Source organism: Sulfurospirillum sp. hDNRA2 (assembly GCF_024206095.2).
GTDB lineage: Bacteria > Campylobacterota > Campylobacteria > Campylobacterales > Sulfurospirillaceae > Sulfurospirillum.
The window spans coordinates 1,312,821-1,332,219 of sequence record NZ_CP159800.1; the positions used below are offsets into that span (position 1 = coordinate 1,312,821).

General features: G+C 38.2%; 20 protein-coding genes and 2 tRNA genes. 6 read left to right on the plus strand and 16 right to left on the minus strand.

Going from position 1 to position 19,399, the window contains the following annotated elements:
• Window positions 1–2: 2 nt before the first annotated feature.
• The 8 genes from NL930_RS06585 to NL930_RS06620 form a co-directional block, all read right to left on the minus strand.
• Window positions 3–311: a helix-turn-helix transcriptional regulator gene (locus tag NL930_RS06585; protein ID WP_039674519.1), complete on the minus strand. Its 309-nt coding sequence runs from the start codon at window positions 309–311 to the stop codon at window positions 3–5.
• A gap of 100 nt (window positions 312–411) precedes the next feature.
• Complete coding sequence (locus NL930_RS06590) at window positions 412–1,737, minus strand: dual specificity protein phosphatase family protein (RefSeq protein ID WP_254376066.1); 1,326 nt, start codon at window positions 1,735–1,737, stop codon at window positions 412–414.
• A 2-nt stretch (window positions 1,738–1,739) separates the two neighbouring features.
• Entirely contained in the window at window positions 1,740–3,458 is a 1,719-nt protein-coding gene (locus NL930_RS06595) for a bifunctional alpha/beta hydrolase/class I SAM-dependent methyltransferase (protein WP_254376067.1), read from the minus strand.
• 21 nt (window positions 3,459–3,479) lie between these two features.
• The gene (locus NL930_RS06600; RefSeq protein WP_041961804.1) at window positions 3,480–4,118 is read right to left on the minus strand and encodes a 1-acyl-sn-glycerol-3-phosphate acyltransferase; all 639 of its coding nucleotides are present in this window, start codon (window positions 4,116–4,118) and stop codon (window positions 3,480–3,482) included.
• Window positions 4,119–4,127: 9 nt separating this feature from the next.
• A complete protein-coding gene (locus NL930_RS06605; RefSeq protein ID WP_254376068.1) occupies window positions 4,128–5,060 on the minus strand; it encodes a phosphatidate cytidylyltransferase in 933 nt (310 codons plus the stop codon).
• A complete protein-coding gene (locus NL930_RS06610; protein ID WP_254376069.1) occupies window positions 5,057–5,653 on the minus strand; it encodes a CDP-alcohol phosphatidyltransferase family protein in 597 nt (198 codons plus the stop codon). The genes NL930_RS06605 and NL930_RS06610 overlap by 4 nt, the downstream gene beginning before the upstream one ends.
• 204 nt (window positions 5,654–5,857) lie before the next feature.
• Window positions 5,858–6,844, minus strand: coding sequence for an amidohydrolase family protein (locus NL930_RS06615; RefSeq protein ID WP_254376070.1), 987 nt, complete (start codon window positions 6,842–6,844; stop codon window positions 5,858–5,860).
• A 111-nt stretch (window positions 6,845–6,955) separates the two neighbouring features.
• A complete protein-coding gene (locus tag NL930_RS06620) occupies window positions 6,956–7,396 on the minus strand; it encodes a hypothetical protein (RefSeq protein ID WP_254376071.1) in 441 nt (146 codons plus the stop codon).
• Between the two features lie 115 nt (window positions 7,397–7,511).
• On the opposite strand from NL930_RS06620, the gene NL930_RS06625 reads away from it, so the two are divergent.
• Window positions 7,512–8,105 (plus strand): hypothetical protein, encoded by a 594-nt coding sequence (locus NL930_RS06625; RefSeq protein ID WP_254376072.1) that lies wholly within the window; start codon window positions 7,512–7,514, stop codon window positions 8,103–8,105.
• 10 nt (window positions 8,106–8,115) lie between these two features.
• Here the strand turns inward: NL930_RS06625 and NL930_RS06630 are convergent, their stop codons facing one another.
• From NL930_RS06630 to NL930_RS06640, 3 genes are read right to left on the minus strand one after another with little or no spacing between them, the layout of a single operon-like run.
• On the minus strand, window positions 8,116–8,622 hold the full coding sequence (locus NL930_RS06630) for an META domain-containing protein (RefSeq protein ID WP_254376073.1): 507 nt from the start codon (window positions 8,620–8,622) through the stop codon (window positions 8,116–8,118).
• A 17-nt stretch (window positions 8,623–8,639) separates the two neighbouring features.
• Complete coding sequence (locus NL930_RS06635) at window positions 8,640–10,337, minus strand: monovalent cation:proton antiporter-2 (CPA2) family protein (protein ID WP_254376074.1); 1,698 nt, start codon at window positions 10,335–10,337, stop codon at window positions 8,640–8,642.
• A gap of 21 nt (window positions 10,338–10,358) precedes the next feature.
• Entirely contained in the window at window positions 10,359–11,381 is a 1,023-nt protein-coding gene (locus tag NL930_RS06640; RefSeq protein WP_254376075.1) for a bifunctional 3,4-dihydroxy-2-butanone 4-phosphate synthase/GTP cyclohydrolase II, read from the minus strand.
• 91 nt (window positions 11,382–11,472) lie between these two features.
• On the opposite strand from NL930_RS06640, the gene NL930_RS06645 reads away from it, so the two are divergent.
• Both NL930_RS06645 and NL930_RS06650 read left to right on the plus strand, forming a co-directional pair.
• Window positions 11,473–11,548, plus strand: a tRNA-Gln gene (locus tag NL930_RS06645).
• A gap of 17 nt (window positions 11,549–11,565) precedes the next feature.
• Window positions 11,566–11,641 (plus strand) — tRNA-Met (locus tag NL930_RS06650).
• A gap of 83 nt (window positions 11,642–11,724) precedes the next feature.
• Here the strand turns inward: NL930_RS06650 and NL930_RS06655 are convergent.
• From NL930_RS06655 to NL930_RS06675, 5 genes are all read right to left on the minus strand, one after another.
• Window positions 11,725–12,795, minus strand: a complete 1,071-nt coding sequence (locus NL930_RS06655; RefSeq protein WP_254376076.1) for a site-specific integrase — start codon at window positions 12,793–12,795, stop codon at window positions 11,725–11,727.
• The gene (locus NL930_RS06660; RefSeq protein WP_254376077.1) at window positions 12,728–13,057 is read right to left on the minus strand and encodes an AlpA family transcriptional regulator; all 330 of its coding nucleotides are present in this window, start codon (window positions 13,055–13,057) and stop codon (window positions 12,728–12,730) included. The genes NL930_RS06655 and NL930_RS06660 overlap by 68 nt, the downstream gene beginning before the upstream one ends.
• Complete coding sequence (locus tag NL930_RS06665) at window positions 13,057–14,397, minus strand: hypothetical protein (RefSeq protein ID WP_254376078.1); 1,341 nt, start codon at window positions 14,395–14,397, stop codon at window positions 13,057–13,059. The genes NL930_RS06660 and NL930_RS06665 overlap by 1 nt, the downstream gene beginning before the upstream one ends.
• Before the next feature lie 146 nt (window positions 14,398–14,543).
• On the minus strand, window positions 14,544–14,801 hold the full coding sequence (locus tag NL930_RS06670; protein ID WP_254376079.1) for a hypothetical protein: 258 nt from the start codon (window positions 14,799–14,801) through the stop codon (window positions 14,544–14,546).
• 104 nt (window positions 14,802–14,905) lie between these two features.
• Entirely contained in the window at window positions 14,906–15,835 is a 930-nt protein-coding gene (locus NL930_RS06675) for a hypothetical protein (RefSeq protein WP_254376080.1), read from the minus strand.
• A 108-nt stretch (window positions 15,836–15,943) separates the two neighbouring features.
• Here NL930_RS06675 and NL930_RS06680 point away from each other — a divergent pair, with 108 nt between their 5' ends.
• The 3 genes from NL930_RS06680 (at window position 15,944) to NL930_RS06690 (ending at window position 19,297) form a co-directional block, all read left to right on the plus strand.
• Window positions 15,944–16,714: a nuclease-related domain-containing protein gene (locus tag NL930_RS06680; RefSeq protein ID WP_254376081.1), complete on the plus strand. Its 771-nt coding sequence runs from the start codon at window positions 15,944–15,946 to the stop codon at window positions 16,712–16,714.
• Window positions 16,715–17,009: 295 nt separating this feature from the next.
• Window positions 17,010–17,954 carry a CBASS cGAMP-activated phospholipase gene (locus tag NL930_RS06685; protein ID WP_254376082.1) on the plus strand — a complete coding sequence of 315 codons (945 nt, stop codon included), beginning with the start codon at window positions 17,010–17,012 and terminating at the stop codon, window positions 17,952–17,954.
• 2 nt (window positions 17,955–17,956) lie between these two features.
• Window positions 17,957–19,297, plus strand: coding sequence for a cyclic GMP-AMP synthase DncV-like nucleotidyltransferase (locus NL930_RS06690; RefSeq protein WP_254376083.1), 1,341 nt, complete (start codon window positions 17,957–17,959; stop codon window positions 19,295–19,297).
• Window positions 19,298–19,399 lie beyond the last annotated feature (102 nt).

The window sequence follows — 19,399 nt, forward strand, 5'->3', positions numbered from 1 at the left end:
ATTTATTTCCCGTGTAGATAATCTAAAACGTTGTTAAACGTCGCTTCTAAAAGCGGTTTATTGACCCAAAACCAAACCTCTTTGCCGATCTTCTCACTTAAAAGCACTTCGGCTTGGTGAAGGATTTTGAGGTGATGCGAAACGGTAGTACGCGCCAAAGGTGACACTTCAGCGATTTGCCCTGCATTAAGACGTTCCCCATCTTCAAAGAGCAAAAGAATTTTTTGACGGTGTGCGTCGCCCAAAGCCATAAAAATGGCAGACATCGGTTTCCATTCAAGCGGTAAATCTTTGGCGTACTGTGTTTGCATCTTATATTCCTAAATGTTTAAGTTTATCGACATAATAATCTTTTTTGTCTTAAGGATTTCTTAGAAAACTTTGGGATTGGGCTTTACATGTAAAGCAAACTCAACCCCTCTTCTGCTCTTCCAAGTACGTTGCATAAAGGCTTAAACTCACGTGCATATATTTTGAAGCGACATATGCCGGTCGGATTTGGCGTAAACGTTCGTGTATCTGCTCTAATGAATAACCTTGATACATAAGCCATGCACCAATTGCTAGAATACTACGCGAAAGTCCTAAGGCACAATGCACGTAAACCCCCTCTTCTTTGTACTTTTCAATGAGTAAAACAACTTCATAAAGCACCTCGGTCGAGGGAATTGTCAAATCCAAAAAAGCAAACCTCGTTTGCGAGATGAAACGTTGGTGGCATTGATGCTCTAGTGCTAAATTGACGATATGCTGAACCCCTACTTCTTTTAAGCGTGCGTACTCTTTTTTATCAGGATAACGCCCGACATAAACTTGCTCTTGTACCTGTGCAAAAAGAGGCAATGTTCGTTTGTACCATCGCCACGACAAATAAGTACCTATAAAATAAGGCGCAAAAAGAGCCCATTGCCACCACGATGCCTGTACGTTTTTGCCCGCAATCAGCTCATTAAAACCAAATGCATAGGCAAGGCTTACCAAAAGCAAGGAAACAAAAATCCAAAGTAAAAACAATGAGTGCGCATAAAAGGCTCCTACTAAAAAGACCAAAGCTCCACTGAGATAATAAAGCCCTACTTTTAAACTTCGCGGCGTCATAAAACGGTTTAAGAGTGGATTGCTTTTTTGAGATGGAATCAGCCAAATAGCACACAAGCCCATCAAAAACCCCGTAGGTAAGTCGATAAAATGGTGCTGATACACTAAAAGCGTCGATAAGGCAATGAGCCAAAACCAAAGCGCCACACCGTACTTTACTAAACGGTTAACGAAATGCTCTCGCATTGAAGCCCACAATACAACGGCAAAGCTAATATGCAAGGAAGGAAGTTGGTTGTAGGGTAAATCTGCCAGCAAAAGATTGAACAAAAAACGGTACGAATCTACTTGAGGCTTCGTAAATGCACATTGCAACGGAAAAAATACAAAAATAAGAACAGAAGATACTACGATAAACAGAACTCTCAAAGAGAGAGTACGCAGTTCAAGCCTTGTTTGTGGCAATAAAAAGGCGATACAAAACATCACGTCCGAGGACATATAAGGAATAATAAACGATGAAACAAAGGGGATTTGATGCTCCCATTCTCCATAAAAAGAGGAATGAGGAGCCGTCATATGCGCGTACTGATTGGCTGCACCGTAAAGGATAAAAAAGAGCGCACCCATAAAGAGCGTCCACACAAAACGCTCTTTAAGTGTTGCGCGAGCCTCTAGTTTTGCATCAAACGCATACATGCTTAGGCATCTTTACATGTCAAGGTGGCAACCGAAACGGTAAAGATACCCCAATCATCGATTTTCATAGAATTTTTCTCAAATCCGCTCTGCGCAAAAAGGGTATCGAGTTCGTATTGGCTTCTACGACGCATGATCCACTGCTTTTGTTGGTGGTTACCTAAAACATAAGCGATTTGTTCAAGTTGTGGGTGCCATGGTTGACCCGTGTAAACCAAAAAAGAACCTTTTGGCATCATGGAAGTTACGCCGTCAATAGCGTTTTGAATGAGTGCATTATCTTCAAACAACTCAAACACGCCGGAGATAATGACAATATTGGGTTGATAAGAACGGTTCTCATACGTTTGTTTATCAAAAGCATCTGCTTGTTCATAGCTTATATTTTTCAAGGAAAACTCTTTCGCTAACGCTCTTCCTTGCTCAATGTTTTGCTCCTGATAATCCCGCACCAAAACTTCAATATCCGGATACTCTCGTGCTAACTCAATCAAATAGCGAGCCGGACCTCCTGCAATATCTAAAATCCGTACTTTTTCGCCTTGGGCACGTAAGAGCTCTATTTTTTCACGAATGGTGGCAATGGCATTGACTTTTCGTTGACGTATTCCCTTCCAACCAATGCTATTGAGATAATTCTTATCAATCATCTGCCCCAATGCACCTTTACCACTTGGTCTGTTTTTATAAATATAATCCAGCGTCACACCCGAATCAAACCCATAACGAAGCCCTATGCTCATCCCTTCGCTTAGCCTTCCAAAACGATGCAACATAAACCGCTGAAAGGCAAAAGAGCAATTTTGCAAAAACGGTATTTCTCCTTTGGCGATGGTGTCTTTTTCGAGCTGCGTTATCTTAATTAAATGCTCTTTTAACGAAACTTTCGGTGCGGCAAACGCTTCACGCATAAAAGCTCCAATGGCATCAAGGGCTATTTGAGCATTTTGCTCATACAAAACCCCATGGTAAAATCCTTCTAAAACCACAAAGCGTTTCAACGGCGATGAAAGCTTGTCGTAAAAAATCTTTTGAACCGAGCTCTCCACCACGTAATCTGCCGTAGCGGAGAGAACCAGTGTCGGTGTAACGATCAAAGACGCATCCTCTACGACTCTTTGCGCGGTATCTAGAAGCGTTACCAACTGCTTTGCCGGGATATTGGGTGTGATAAGCGGGTCTGTGTTGTAACGTTTTTGCTCTTCAACATTGTGCGTGAGAAACTTCGCTTTGACATAAGACGTGATAGTGAGATCCTCTTTAAAATGAAGCATCAACGCCAAAGCAGGTTTTGCCAAAGGAACGTAAAGTTTGATTTTAAAAGCAGGTGCAACCAATGCCATCCCCGCAATTTTAGGAGCAAAATCATGCACCCACGTCGAAGCAACGACGCCTGCAACAGAGTTTGCAACTACAAAAATAGCTTCTTGCGTGATGTGCTCTTTTTCACACACAAATCGTACAAACGCATCCAAATCGCGTACGAGATTCATAAACTCATACGCAGCACCTTCTTTGGTGTAACCATGCCCGCGATTGTCGTATGAAAAAACTTTGTAGCCCGCAAATATGGAAGAGCGCGCTATACTATCCAGTCTTTCAGAGTGTTCATGCCCGCGATGAAGCAGTAAAACAACTTTGCCGTTGGCTTCTTGGGTCGGTTCCCATTCCCTGTAAAACAGTTCCGCTTTATCAAAACTTCTAAATGTTCCGGTCTTCATACTTTATCCTTTTAAGACTTTTTATACTTGGGTTAAATTGTTTTGATTCACATCTTCCAATGCTTTAATACGACTCTCCAAACGCTCTGTTAAAGCGTGTGTCGTATCGTCTTCAATAAACAGTGGTTTATCAATAAAAATATCTATAATAAAAGGAACTAAAAGAGCTTCGCCTTTGGGTAAAACTTTTCCGGCACCATGGATATAGATGGGAATAATAGGCACGAAAGGAGCCATTTTCGCCAAATGTCCGATGCCGGATTTAAACTTTTCCATCTGCCCTGCTTCTCCGCGACTCCCCTCGGGAAATATAATCACGCTCTGCCCCTCTTCTAAAGCTTTTCGTACCGCTTCTAGGGGATGGGAATGCGTTTTAGCCACCGTGCGACTCAGAGCTATAATGCCGATAACATGCGTTGAAAACCACTTAATCCATCTATTTTTCATAAAATAATCTGCCGCTGCAACGGGTCGTAAAGCTCTAATACGTCGCATCGGAAAAAGACTCATCAGAACAAGCGTATCGATATGGCTGTTATGATTTGCAACAATGATGCACGGTATATCAAGCGGGAGGTTTTCTCTACCTCTTACATGTACGCCAAAGATAAACAATACAAGAGGACGAACGATAAACCCAAAAAAAAGCCATTTAAACATACGCTATCCTTAATAGTACAAATAATACGTATAGTGAAAAAATAGCGGTGCGGTGTAGGTTAAACTATCGATGCGATCAAGTATGCCGCCATGTCCCGGTAAAAGATTGCCCGAATCTTTTACGCCGATGTCTCGTTTGACCATCGAAATGACCACATCACCGATAAAGCCGGCACTACTGATAAGCATACCTGCAAGGAGTGCTTGAATCCACGTAAAAGGTGTTAAGAAAGAGAAAGCAACCCCTAAAAAGCTGAGTGTGAAAAATGCCCCTAAAAACCCTTCAACCGTTTTATTGGGACTCACTTTTGGGATGATTTTATGCTTTCCAAGCGTTTTACCCCAAAGATACTGCAAAATGTCATTCAGCTCCGTTAAAAGAACCAAGTAGAGCACAAGCTCTTTTCCTCCGACATCATGACCGTTGAGGACGGGTAAGGTCATCATATAAGCGATATGGCTTAGACCAAACACAAACATCATCAATCCCCATTGTACGCGACTCGTATGCTCCAAAAACCCTTTTGTATCGCCTATAAGCACTTGACGAAAAGGCAAAAGTAAAAAAAGATACACGGGTATCCAAATGATAAACATACCATACCACTGAATACCGGCAAACCAATACTGAATAACGATAGAAAGATACGCGTAAAAGATAATTCGCCTATCCGTTCTGCGCGTTGGAATCAGCGTGAAATACTCTTTCAATGCCAAATAACTAATCAGCGCAAAAAAGAACATTGCCACAGTCGTATGTAACATTGCTCCAACCACAAAAGCAAGCACGATAATCCACCACGATTGAACACGATCTTTAAGCTCGGTTGAAGTACGAAAGAATACCCGAACAATGAGCGTTGCCAGTAAAAGCAACCCTAAAATAACACCGATGACTATCCCACTTTTACCGCTAAAAAGCATCGCTATAGAATCCATCATGCTAACCCTTTTTGACAACGTCTAAGCACGGTCCACGACGCTAAAATCGTAGCGATCATGAACACGCCGTTGACCCAAATGTGAGGCGTCACGCCAAGTCCCAACACCAACGCCGTACTTCCTATCACAAAGGCTCTATCACTCTTGCCCATCGGTCCATCATAACGACGCGTTTTTCCAATGACCGCACCCAAAATACCTGCCGTTTCCGTCAAAATAGAGGCAATCACAAAAAGCGTCACCCACAAAGGTAAAACACCTTCTATCATGGCAAAAGGCAAGTAAAGTGCCGTATCGCTGAGCACATCGCCCATTTCATTCAGCATCGCACCGAGATCGCTTTTCATATCATGCTCTTTGGCTAACATCCCATCAATCGCATTCAGTGCCATCCGAACAAACAAAACTATAGGAAGCATCCATAAGGTCCACAATGCCCCTTTCGTCAGAGCAATCAGCCCACCCCAAACAACGCTAAGACCTAAAGCGGCTAAGGTAATTTGGTTGGCAGTAATACCCCTGTTCGCAAGAACTCGAACGATAGGGCGAAGCACACTTTGAAAAGCAGGTTTTAAATCATAAATCGTTGGCATCTTCATTGTTATATTCCTACAGTTTAGTATCAAAAAATAGATCCATATCCTTACATGTTAAAGTATTGATCTGCCATTCTCTCTTTTGTCATCTTATTTTTACATGTCAAGGTTATAAACCATTTTATATTACGAAAATTTTAGCCTAAATTTCACACTTTTTACCTCCATAATATTTTTTTGTATCAACTGCTCGTCAAAAAACTACGCCACATGTAACACTTTCCGATAATTAGAATAAATGGGATTATTCGCAGGAAAATAAACCAACATCGCTTTGGCGTAACGATCAAACACATTTCTCTCAAGGGCAATGCAAATACGTTTTAAAAGCGCTATATCGTAACTATTCCATACCGTCGTAAACGGCACTGGGTAGTCACTTCCAAAGAGCAGTTTGGGGTGGATGTCGGTTTGCGTGGAGAGATGGCGCAACACTTTGGCGCGCACGGGCGTTAGCAAGGCTGAGACATCGGCGTAGAGATTATCGTGCGTTTTGAGCATCTCAAGTAAGGTGAAATAGTCTTCGTTAAAGCGTTTAGGGTTGGATGAGAGTGCTTTAAAGATGTGACGAGGCTCGTAAGAAAGTGCCATGTGCGCGCAAATGACTTTCACGCCGACTTCTAAAGGTTGGCGCAGCATCTCGATGCTTTCGCAGGTTTTATCGGAATGTACACTACTCTCGCTTCCCACATGAATGATCAATGGCAGATCAAGAGCCGCAAGCTTCTCAAAATAGGGACGATACCGCGCTTCTCGCGTATCCACACCCCAATAATTTTGTAAAAATTTTGCCCCTTTAAAGCCTAAGGCGTGGTACTTTTCAATCAATTCCAGCGCATCGGGTCGTTTAGGATTGATGGAGAAAAAAGGGATAATGAGCTCTGGAAACTTCGCGTACAACGCCGTCACATCCTCATTGCTTGCGCAGACGGTTTTGTCTTTATGTAAGATGTTCCCTTCATCATCGACCTTCGCATCGACGCCAAAAAGCACGATTTTTTCGATGTGTTCAGAGCTTTTCACCGAGTGCATCAGTGCGTCGGTGTAGGCTTTGTACGGCTCTTTCGCAAGGGCTTTGGCGTCGATACCGAAGCGTTTGGCAAAAAAGCGTAAAGCAACTTTATCGTAAAAGCGGTTGAAAGAGACTTCACTGTTCAGCAGGTGAACATGGGTGTCGATTGTTTTCATTTCTATATTCCTAAAATCTTAAACATATTGGAATATTAATATCTCTTAGCTAAAAATATTCTTAAAAAGAAACACCGACATATCGATGTGTTTGTATGATGAAATCTAAGATTATTGAACTTTTTTATAAACCGTTTTATACCCGCCTGCTTCTGTGGAAATGGTCTTTTTATCGATGATTTTATAGGCATTCCCTACTTTAATATCATCATCGAAAACGATCACTTTATCTGCTTGGATATCGTAACTCACCGGCGTCTTCGTACCGAAAAAAAGCATACTTTTACGATCAAACTGAATTTCTAAAATGCCCAGCTTTGTTTCGGCTCTCCACGTGCCGATTAAAGGATTGCGATGCGTTTCATCCCAATAAAATGTAACGCCCAATGCCAAAAAGAGCACGATGACGATACCTGAAAAAATCTGAAATACAGGCGTTGAAGGTTTTTTGGCGGGAACTTTCGACACTGTTCGAGCACGAGAGGGTGTTTTTGCTTTACGAGAGACTGTTTTAGCGTTTGACATGCGAGATTTTCGACTCTCTGAGTGCATCCGTTACCTTTTAAAAATGAGTTATCGACGCATTATAACATTCTTACATGTAAGGTTAAAAGCTTCTGCGTGTTATAATTTCTGAAAGCATTACTCTCAAAGGAAGATTTCGACTATGTTTTCAAAATTGATCAATCTTTTTAAAGTTAAAGAAGACGATACTTTAAATTTTATCAATCAAGAAGCGTTTCAAAAACCTTCAAAAAATCATCGATTTAGCCAAGAAGAGGAAGACGCTTTTTTTGAGCACCTCGAAAAAGAAGATTTGGCGATTCAAGAAGAAAGCCCTTCACCCCAAACGACACCGACGTCGCGTGAATCGACTTTAAAAAAAATGTATGCGTGCATGAAAGAACGCGATTGGAACCCGAAACACCATCCCAAAATCCTCATAGCTTTATCCGGAACCGTTCTTTTAGCCGCTTTCATCGCGTTGATGCTCCACGAAACACCCAATCCGCTTCTCGGGAAATGGCAGCCGATCAAAAAAACCAATATTTTCGCACCGACCGGTGAAATTGAGTTTCGGAAAGACCAACTCTTGGCCAACGGTGTAACGACGCCGATCGAGTATACGATAGAGTCCCAATACGTCGAAGTCGTCGACCTCAATACGAAAATGCGCATACCGTTTTACATTACCGGCGATAAGACGATCGAACTCAACCTTTTGGGCGTGAAAACGACGTATAAAAAAATCGATAAATAAAGCGGTTTTTTTAAAGTACCGCTTCGAAACTGAGTAACGTTTTGCCCTCTTTTTGAAGCAATAATACACCCTCTTCTATCTTATACGTTTGAGCTTTGGACAAAGCGTTTAAAAAGTCGCGTTCGTCTTGAAGTCTAGGGCACGCCATCATCGTGGAAGCTACCTTTTCAAAGCCGACGCGTTGAGAAGTTTCATCAAGCGTATACGTACCTAAAAGAATATTGCATCCGCCAAAACCCTGTAAGCGTCGATTTTCCAATTTTAAAATCAAATAGGCTTCACGTTCGCCCGTTAAGGCGATCACGGCTTTGCCTTCAACGCCGATCAGCTTCCAATGCACTTCTTGAATACGCGTCGGCAACAATTCCGTCTCGTCTTTGACGTCTATGTTTGCGGCTTCGGTTTGCTTGGTTTCTTCATGCTGAGCGGTAGGTGCAAGCTTGGGCGAAGAAGGCGTACAACCGCACATCATACATACGCCAATACCTAAAGCCGCAAGACGATAACATCGGTACATCAACTTCTCCTTCACATTTATTCTTTCGTTATTTCGCGAATCAGTTCATATTCGTTTTTGCGTAAAGACTCCAACAATACGCTAATTTCGTCGGGTTGAACGCCCATTTGACTGAGCGCTTCCGAACCTGTGCGAATACTGCTTTCTAAGGTCTCGGCAATCACCCAACTTGCCCCCGCCATGAGCATTTTGTCCATAGCTTTGATGTCGAGTGCTCGTGCCAAGACTTTAATATGCGGATAATTTTCTTTGATGTGCTTCACCACTTTAATCGCATTTAAACTATGATCAATCGAAACGATGAGCATAGACGCTTGATCGAGTTTGATCGTATTGAGAAGCCTCATATCGGTAATATCGCCGAAAAAAACCGGAAATCCTTGTTTACGCCCGTGCGCTACTTCGCTCGTGTTGACGTCAAACACCATAAATGGAATCTTACTACTCTTGAGCATTTGAGCGATTACTTTGCCCGTGCTTCCGTATCCGGCAATAACGACTTTATGCTCGATGCTCACACCGTCCGCATTCAAGTAGGAAAACGGTGAGACATTGGCCAGTTTATTGGCAAGCGAACACCCAAACGAATAGAGCACCGGCGTAAAAAGCATACTAATCGAAATCACACCGATTCCGACGACGAAAAGTTGATCGTCGATAATGCCTAAAGCCTTTGCCGCGCCAAAGAGAACAAAGCCGAATTCGCCGCTTTGATTGAGCAAAAACGCCAATTTTATCGCAGCACTTTTCGTACCGCCGAAAGCAAGCACCAAAACGAAAATAACCAATGCCTTAAGCACCAAAATAACGCCGATATGTCCGCTAAACACCCACGGATCGTTCATGATGGCATTAAAATCGATCGACATTCCTACGGCGATGAAAAAAAGGCTCATGAGCATGCCTTTAAAAGGCTCAAGGCTCGATTCGATTTGAAAGCTGTAACGTGAGGTGGAGAGAAACATTCCCATCAAAAAAGCACCGAGTGCCATCGAAAGCCCTGCATGGTCCATTAAGTATGCCGAAAGAACGACGCTGAGCATCGTTAAAAGTAAAAAAGCGTCTTTATTGCGCTGTTTGGCGACTTTGTCCAAGGCTTTGGGAATAATATAACGACCGAATACGACCAAAAGTATGATCATGACGACGATATTTAAGATGGTTTCGATCCACGATGTTTCGTCAACGGAAGGCTGATGCGAAGACAACAAGGGTAAAATCGCCAAAAGCGGAACGACGGCCAAGTCTTGAAGCAATAAAATAGCAAAAGCATTTTTACCGTGCTCGGTATTGAGCTTGCCCTTTTCTTGTAAAATTTGCATCACAAACGCCGTTGATGAGAGTGCCAACGTGAAACCTAAAAGCATTGCTACACGAATGTCTTCGACAAAAAGCGTCATATACCATCCAAGAACAACGCCGGAGACGACGACTTGCAAAGAGCCCATACCGAAGACTTCTTTGCGCATCGACCAAAGCTTTGTCGGTTGCATCTCCAATCCGATAATAAACAAAAGTAACACAACGCCGAATTCCGTAAAGTGGCGTAACGTTTCGACTTCGCTCGTTACCGTAAACCCTCCCGTATGTGGACCGACGATAATACCGGCAAGCAACAATCCTAAAATAGAACCCAAACCGATACGCTTAGAAATCGTTACCATAATCGACGTTACCGCCAATAAAACCAATGAGGAGAGTAGGAAAAAATCCATACAGAGCCTTTAACGTTGGAGTTATAAAACTATTTCTTGCGCAATGTTCAAACCAAAACCCGCTAAGCCGACATAATCTTTATGCGGCGTAATAGAAATCAAATCGAGACTTTTAATCCCTAGTTTTTTCAATATTTGCGCACCGATACCAAATTCCCTTAACTCTTGATTGCTCGAATATTCGCTATCGACAAAAATAAAGACGCCGCCGTGCGTTTTCAAATACTCAATCGCCTTCAAGATACCGTGATACTTTTTTTCATTGGCCAGTAACTCGTTATCGGGTAAAATATGGTGAAATTTAACTGCAGATTTTTCCCCGACTTCGCCGAACATGTAGACAATATGATGGTTACCTTCATGATCGACCATATCGATTTTACGGGTTTGTACTCCGAAAAATTCGACGTTTGCCGAGAAAACCTCTCGAACCAGAGATTCCGATTGCATACGGTAAGCTACGATATCGGAAATATAAACGATATTAATATCGTGTTTTTGGCAAAAAAGATCCAAATCGTCTCGTCGTGCCATATGACCGTCTGCTTTCATCACTTCGCAGATCACCGCCGCTTCCCGAAGACCCGCTAAACGACAAAGATCGACAGAGCCTTCCGTATGCCCCGTTCGCACCAATGTGCCGCCCTTACGCGCAATCAACGGGAAAATATGTCCGGGACGTACTAACTCTTTAGGAGAGCTCATCGTATCGGCTAAAATCTTGATCGTTACGTCGCGCTCGTATGCCGAAATACCCGTCGAACACACCCGTGCATCCACCGACACCGTGAAGGCCGTCTCATGCTGAGAGTCGTTGTACTTGACCATCGGCGTGAGGTCTAAACGCGTGGCAATCTCGTCGTTCAGCGCGACGCAAATAAGCCCCCTAGCTTCCGAAGCCATAAAATTGACTTTCTCCGGTGTCGAGAACGTCGCGGCATAGACTAAATCCCCCTCGTTCTCCCGATCTTCATCGTCTACCATCATAACCATTTTACCGTTCTTAATATCTTCGATGGCTTGCTTGACTCTTTGAATAGGCATTTTCGCTCCAAAAGTGATTTTAAAAAAGTATAATCAAAAACCCTTGACAAACACATTAAAAGTGACTATAATTTCACCTCGTTTAAGGCATTGGGGTATAGCCAAGCGGTAAGGCAACTGGTTTTGGTCCAGTCATTTCAGGGGTTCGAATCCCTTTACCCCATCCACCTTTTACATTTTCCGTCGCGGGATAGAGCAGTTGGTAGCTCGTCGGGCTCATAACCCGAAGGTCGCTGGTTCAAGTCCGGCTCCCGCAACCATCATTATATAACTCCCCAAAAACAGGCTTCTTTCACAAACAAAAATCTCGAATGTGTCCAAACTGTGCCCACGTTGTGTCGCTCTAAAAAAATGATTGCAGAAACGTTGCCCTCTTCTTGCTTTTTTGGCTTGTAAACTTCGCATAACGATCAAGTGTCGTCTTGCTACTTTTGTGACCAAGCATATTTGAAACCCATAATATATCTTCACCATTTTCAATCATCATGCTTGCAAACGAATGTCGCATGTGATAAATAGGACGATATGTCAAATCAAGCTTCTTTAGCAATTTTGTCCAATCAAAATCTCTAATATTTTTAGCATCAAAGATATGAGTGTCATTTTGAGTAAGGAACACATAGGACTGTTTTGCCCCTGTTCTATAAAACTGTTTTTTGAGATATGGAACAAGGCTATCAAGCAAATCAATCGTTCTAATACTGTTAGAAGTTTTGGGGCTAGATTCTACACCCATACGAATTGATCTTGAAATATGAATTTCTTTTCTTTCAAAATCAATATCCTCCCATTTCAAACCTACAATTTCACCAGTTCTCATACCAGTAAAAAAACCAACAGCATAAAAAGATTGATGCATTCCTTCTGCTCTTCCAAGAATAGCCTTGATTTCATCCAATGTAAATGGATGAATGATAATAGGGTTTCTTTTGGGTAGCTTCACCGAGCTAAAAGGATTTTTTGTAATTATCTCATCATTAAGTGCATCTTCTAAAATCGTATTTAGAACAATACGAATATTTTTTAGTCGCCCTGCACTTACTCTCTCTAAAACTTTATTTTGCCAAAGTGCCAAATCAGATGGCTTTATCTGATTGATGGGTGTATTTTCAAAATATGGCAAAATGTGATTTTTTAACGATGAGAGATAATCATAAATCGTTGATTGCTTTCGATAGCTCTTATGAAGCTCCAAACTTACCTTAGCAAACTCACCAACAGTAGGAACTTTCTTTTCGTTAGTGTTGTTAAAGAACTCACCTGAGTTCAGCTTGTACTGAATCTCAGGTATTATGGTGTTGAGGGCTAATTTGCGATTAGCTTTCGTATCATCTAAGCCTAAAGATTTACGATACCTTTTGGATTGATAATAAAACGTTATCCACAATTTGCCTTCTCGATTGGTTAATGTCATCGGTATTTTCCTTTCCGACCACCCACGAATCAATCGTAACTCTATCAAATATTATTTTACCCGTTTTCTTGTAAAAATGAACACCTTCAATAAATGTGTCCTCTTTGAGTTTATAGATATGATCTTTGGAATAACCAAGATATGTTGATAACTCTTTGACATTTAGCCATCTTTTTGCCGTTTGGTTTTCAAGTGCTTTTTTAATCAGCTCTATATCTTGCGCCATAGCTTTAATGAGATTAATGTTTTCCATTTCTATCATCACATCACCTCTAACCGCTTGCTAAGTTCATTATTGGCAATTTTAAGCTGTTGTGTAAGCGTTTTAGCATCATCATGTGTTGCAGTTGTTAGTTGCTTGGATAATCGCTTAATGGTATGTTGTAGCTCTTTTGTGCCAAGCAGTTTAAACGGCAGTTGATAAGGAATCAGCTCATCATCTTTTGTGCATTTATACCGTGCTATTAAATCATCCTCTTTATCTCGAATAAACACATCATATTTTGTTGCAACACGTGGTGATGGATGAGAGGGTTTCTCTTTAATCTCACCATAAAGATCAATAGCACGATCTGATATTTTGGTTATCAGATCAGGTGAAAGAACAATATTGTTATTGAGTGCTTTATGGATAAGCTCATGGGTATCTGTAATAAACTTTGGCAAATCATAAACAGATCGTTTTTGAGGAATACGCTTTAAATCAATCTCATATTGTAAAAACTCTGCAATAGAGTAGTTCTCTTTGATAGACTCCCAAATCTCTAAGGTTTTAGCTCTGTTTTTAGAGTTATTGAGCATATCTTTTTTACTGATCGTTGAAAGATCAATCAATCGTATATCATCCATTGCTTTTTTAAAAAGATTGTTGGCATTACTGAGTAATCCCTCTAAGGTACGAATCCCCATATTTTTAAAATGAACACGGTGCATTTCAAACTCTAGGTTAAAAATAGGCTCATTAAGATCAAATCCATGATAGACAAAATAGTCTTGCATGATCTCTGCTTTATCGGATTTATCCAGTTCTATTTTTTTATCATAGAGTCTTAGTAAAAAAGGTTTTTTACCGACATAGATCGTTTGAGTACGTTTGGAGTTGCCAAACTCTGAAATGACGTGATACCCTTTTTTCTTAGAGACAAACATCTCTTTGGTGACAAATCCAAACTCATATTGTACAAAGCAGTTAAGATCAGCGCGTGAGATTTCAAAGAGTCCTGTTGTAATATCTTTGAGCAGTTCTTCATTAATAAAAGCTAAGAGGCTCTTTAGCCCTATGGTATAGATACCAACCCCTTGAAGCTGTATATGAATATTTTGTTGATAACTTGCAATATTGGGGTTTTTAAGTCCTAGTTTGAAATACTCATTAACATCTCTAAACCAATACACCCCTTTATCTTTTCCAAGATACTGTAAAGCGGTATTGCCAAGTTTTACAATCATAGATGAATGAGCGTAAGCATAAAGATCAGTTTCGTGAAGTTTGGTTTGGCTTTCAAGTTGTCCTTGAAGATCAAAAAAGGCGTTTTCATACGCTTCATTACTTTGAGCAAAGTAGTAAAGCGTATCAATGCCATAAATAGACTTTACTTGCATAAAATTCCTTTCTTTTTTTATCGTTTTCCGTATGAGAGCGATGTGTTACCAAAAGCATCGCTGAAAGAGAATGGAGGAACCCGAAGCTTAAGGGGACAAAGTCCCCCAAGAGCTTCTCCTGTTCCTCTCCTGTTCCTCTCCTGTTTTTAAATGCCGTAGAATTTAGCATCACCAATCAAACCAACCTCTACTTCCACTTCACTATTGAGCTTATCCACGTATAAAGAGAGTTTCTCTACCGGAATAGAAAGATCAATCAACTGGTTTTTGTACTCACCGTTCTTAAGTGGTACTCGTGCCAAGAGTTGAAGTTTGGTTTTACCCTTAATGGTTTCCCCTGTTTGCTGATTGGTAAAGTCATTACCGGTAAAGATATTCAGCAAATGTGCCTTGAGCGTTAACATAGTTAACTCCTTGTATGAAATTAACCAAAGCTTTGATTTATGTTTTAAAACAAAGGAAGTTTAGGAAAAAGAGCGAGGATATATCTAGGAATTTTTTTCGAAATTTATCGGTATTTTTGCACGTGATAACCAAAACCCATGTTTATTTGAATCTCTTTCCATTCATCGGCTAGGTCTTCATTGTGGTTATTAATGGCTTCTTGTATGTGATGATTTTGAATTGTATGAATCAATTTATGATCAAGAAATTTAAGAGGTATTAAGGGCGCATCATAGCCATCGATTTGATGCATACCTATCTTACCAATACATTGAACTTGATCTATTTTACGCAGATTAATGGTTGTATCAATATCTAAATGGTGCATAATAGTATCGGTAATCTCTTTGGTTTTATACTTTGAAAGGGATAGCTTGCATAGCTCTTGGTAAACATGAATTGAAAACGATGTTTTAATACGCTTTTCTGTGATATTGAAAGCATGAAAAAATGAGTATGTATTTAAAAAACTACAGGCAAAGGCATTAGTAAATGTATCGGAGTTTTCTATTGTACCTTTTGGAAATAAATTTTTAATGTCATAAAGTGGCATAAAAAAATTACGGACTAATTCAAAGGGATGATGGAACGCTTCTAAATCAGTCCAATATTTCATGTGAAGATCATATAAAGAATTAAGAAAGCTTTTTTTATCCCTTAGAAGCAATTTTAATCCAAAGTGCATACCAAATAATTCAAAAAACGCATACATGGCATTATATTGAAATTGGCATATTTGCATTGTTGTTTCGATATGTTTAATTTGTGAAGAAAGATAAGTATCAATATTTTTACTTGCGATTGCATTTTTAGGTATCGTAGAATAAATATGCTTTGAAGTCCATGTTTGATAGGCAAATAAATTATTGATTGTAGTTAATAATAAATGAAGTTCACCCCCATTTTTGAGTTTTGCTTCAAGATTAGGAATCTCATAATCTTGTAAAACCTTGTAAACAGTTGTTTTGAATTTTTCAGGTGTTAAATCTTTCAATGTTACGTTACTCCTCTAAATATCAAGAAATATGTATTTTAGGCATATTATTGAAAAAAAAGTATAATTTTATAGTAACATTTTATATTTAAAAATGGATAACTTTTAATGAAAAAAGAAAAACCTCAAACGAAATCACCTATTGAAGATAAACCTCTACGGTATCCTGCTCAATCATTAGATGAAAAACTAGATGATCTTTTTATTGAAAAATTCCTTCCTTATATTATTGCTCCTGCCATTTTTATAACAATTGCTTTCAACTCATGGATTACTTACTTTAACAAAGTAATACCGAATCCTTACCTATTAACAGGTTTAGCAATCATTACAACTGCATGGTCTATTTACAAAATTATCACTATGATTAAAGATATAAAATCTTTTAAACAAGGTCGAGATGGCGAACGTGAAGTCGGCATGAATCTTGAATTACTAAGAGAAAAAGGTTTTAAAGTTTATCATGACATTATTAGCAAAGATTTCAATTTAGATCATGTTCTTGTTGGCACAAAAGGCATCTTTGTCGTTGAAACAAAAACCTACTCAAAACCATTAAAAGGTCAATGTAAAATTATTTATGATGGTGAGAAATTATCTTACAATGGAACGGTTGAGAGTGACAAGCCTATTATTCAAGCTAAAGCAGGCGCAAATTGGCTTAAAAATTATTTGAAAGAGACAACAAAAAAAGAATTCAATGTGTTTCCTGTTGTCGTTTTTCCAGGATGGTTTACTGAATCAAAAGTTCCACTCAAAGATATTTGGATTTTAAATCCTAAAGGGTTAGAAAAATTTATTCAAAATCAAGACAATAAGCTTATAACCGAAGATATAGCATTAGTGACACATAGGATTGAAGTTTATATTAAAAATTAATAATCTGTCTTTGATTTAATTTTTTATACAAAGGAGATTTAACGATGGTGATTACATTTTTTAAAAATATTAAGAATTATGAAAAACCTGTTTTTATTCCTCTTGGCAAAAATAATAAATCTTAATCTAACTACACTAGATGACACATAGAGTTGATAATAAAGTGATAGCAAATACTTTAAATTCAATTTCTTCAATGCTGAATTTTTTTAAAAAGATTGCAAAATGACATATAATTTAATAGGCAAAATTAATTTTAGTATAATGTATACAACAATGATATAAGTTGGTAAATATGGATAAAAAGTTTAAAATATTGTCAATTGACGGTGGGGGAATAAGAGGTATTTATTCGGCAATCATACTTAAAGAAATTGAGGATAAATTTAATATAAAACTAAATGAACATTTTGATTTGATTGCAGGTACTAGCACAGGCTCAATATTAGCGGCTTCAATAGCAACTGATATTCCACTTTCAGAAGTTATAAATCTCTATAAAGATGAAGGTGAGAAAATTTTTAAATTAAGAATGACAGGTGCTAAGGGTTTATTTAAAAGTAGATATAATAATAGTCATTTAAAAAAGATACTTTCTGAAAAATTTGACAACAAAACACTTTCTGACCCTTCCATAAAAACAAGACTTCTTATTCCAACAACTGATATATCTAATGGTGACGTTCATGTTATTAAGTCTTATTATATTAAAGAGTTTAAAAGAGATAAAGATAGAAAGATTCAAGATGCAGTATTGTCTTCATGTTCTGCACCTTTATATTTTAATCCAAATAAAGTAGATAAATATTTATTGGCTGACGGTGGTTTATGGGCTAATAATCCTTCATTAGTAGCACTAACTGAAGGTATTGGCAAAATAAAATCCACAGAAGAGATTGAAAAAATTACACTAGATAATACGCATTTACTTTCAATTGGAACAGGGATCGGACATAAATATTATGACTCAAAAGATTCTAGTTCAAACAATTGGGGCTTTTTGACAAAATGGGGAAATAGTAAACTTGTTGATACTATTTTAAATTTACAATCTATCAATGTTCATAATACAGTAAACTTTATGTTGCCAACAAACAACTATTTAAGAATAAATTTTGAATCAGATAAAAACCTATCATTGGACAGTGTTGATATTATTACAGAACTTGAATCAAAAGCTGCACGTGCATTTGCACACAATAGTGAAAAAATAAAAACTCTTTTAGAACTGGAGGATTAATTATGCAGCTAGTAAAATATTTTAATCAATTTATGAAAGATACGGTAAATCTAAATCAATCAAGAATTAATATTTTAGATCAAAAAGCTATTACAATTGATAATTTTATAAACAATAGTGATACTTTTAAGGCTAACTATAAAGATTTATTCTCGCAAGGATCATATAAACACGAAACGATTATAAAACCACCAAAAAGCAATAAAGAATTTGACGCTGATCTATTGTTAGAACTAGAAACATTTTCAGAATGGGAATCTAATCCTTCTGAATATATCAATGAACTTTATAAAATTTTTAAGAGCTCTGATAGATATAAAAATATAGTTATAAAAAATACACGTTGTGTAACATTAAATTATTCTGGAGACTTCCATATAGACATTGTTCCACTTGTTAAGAGAAGCGGTAGCTACTACATTATCAATAAATCCGATAATGTTTTTGAAAAAACAAATCCTATTGAATATACCGCTTGGCTCATGGATAAACATAGACACAGTAGGTATCAACTAAAAAAGATAATACGACTATTTAAGTATATGAGAGATATTAAACAAACATTTACGTCTAAATCTATTTTATTAAATACCATGTTGGCTAGTCAAGTTAATACTTATGATACAGATAGTGATTATAGTAATTTACCTACAGCATTTAAAACTATAATTAACAGATTAAATGATTATTTGCAGACAAATTATTTTATGCCACATATTTATAACCCTACTATGCCTGAAGAAGATTTTATGAGAAATTGGACGCAAGATCAATATTCTAATTTTAGAGATAAGATCAAATCTTTAACAGAAAAAACTAATGAAGCTTATAACGAAGAAGATCAGAAAAAAAGTATTAAAACGTGGAGAAAAGTATTTGGCGATAAGTTCCCAGATTTTGAGAGAAGTGCTAAACTTGAATCTGTAGATGAAAACTATACTGAAGAAGAAGAGTTCCCGGATAATAAATTCTCTAATGTTTCTTTAGATTATAACTTAAAAATTAGTTGTACCGTTAAAGGGCAAGCTGGTTTTAGAGATATGTTGTTACAGTATGTACAAGTTCTATTTGCTCAAAAAAAATTAGAATTTAATGTTGATAGCACTGATGTTCCAGAACCTTATGAAATTTGGTGGAAAGTTAAAAATGAAGGTCACGCAGCTAAAATGGCAGGTCAGTTAAGAGGATCAATTTTTAAAGGTAATAAATCACATATAGAACCAACTAAATTTAAAGGAGCTCATTATGTAGAGTGCTATATTGTCAAAGATAATATATGTGTTGCTATGGATAGAATTGACGTACCTATTGAAATTGCAAATAAGAAATATACACCAATTTGATTATAAAATTAACTTCTGTAATCTTCCGATCAATGTATCTAAAACTAGGATTTCATAAAACTTACTAAAGAATAGACCTCTTTAGAAATTGGTAGCTTATCA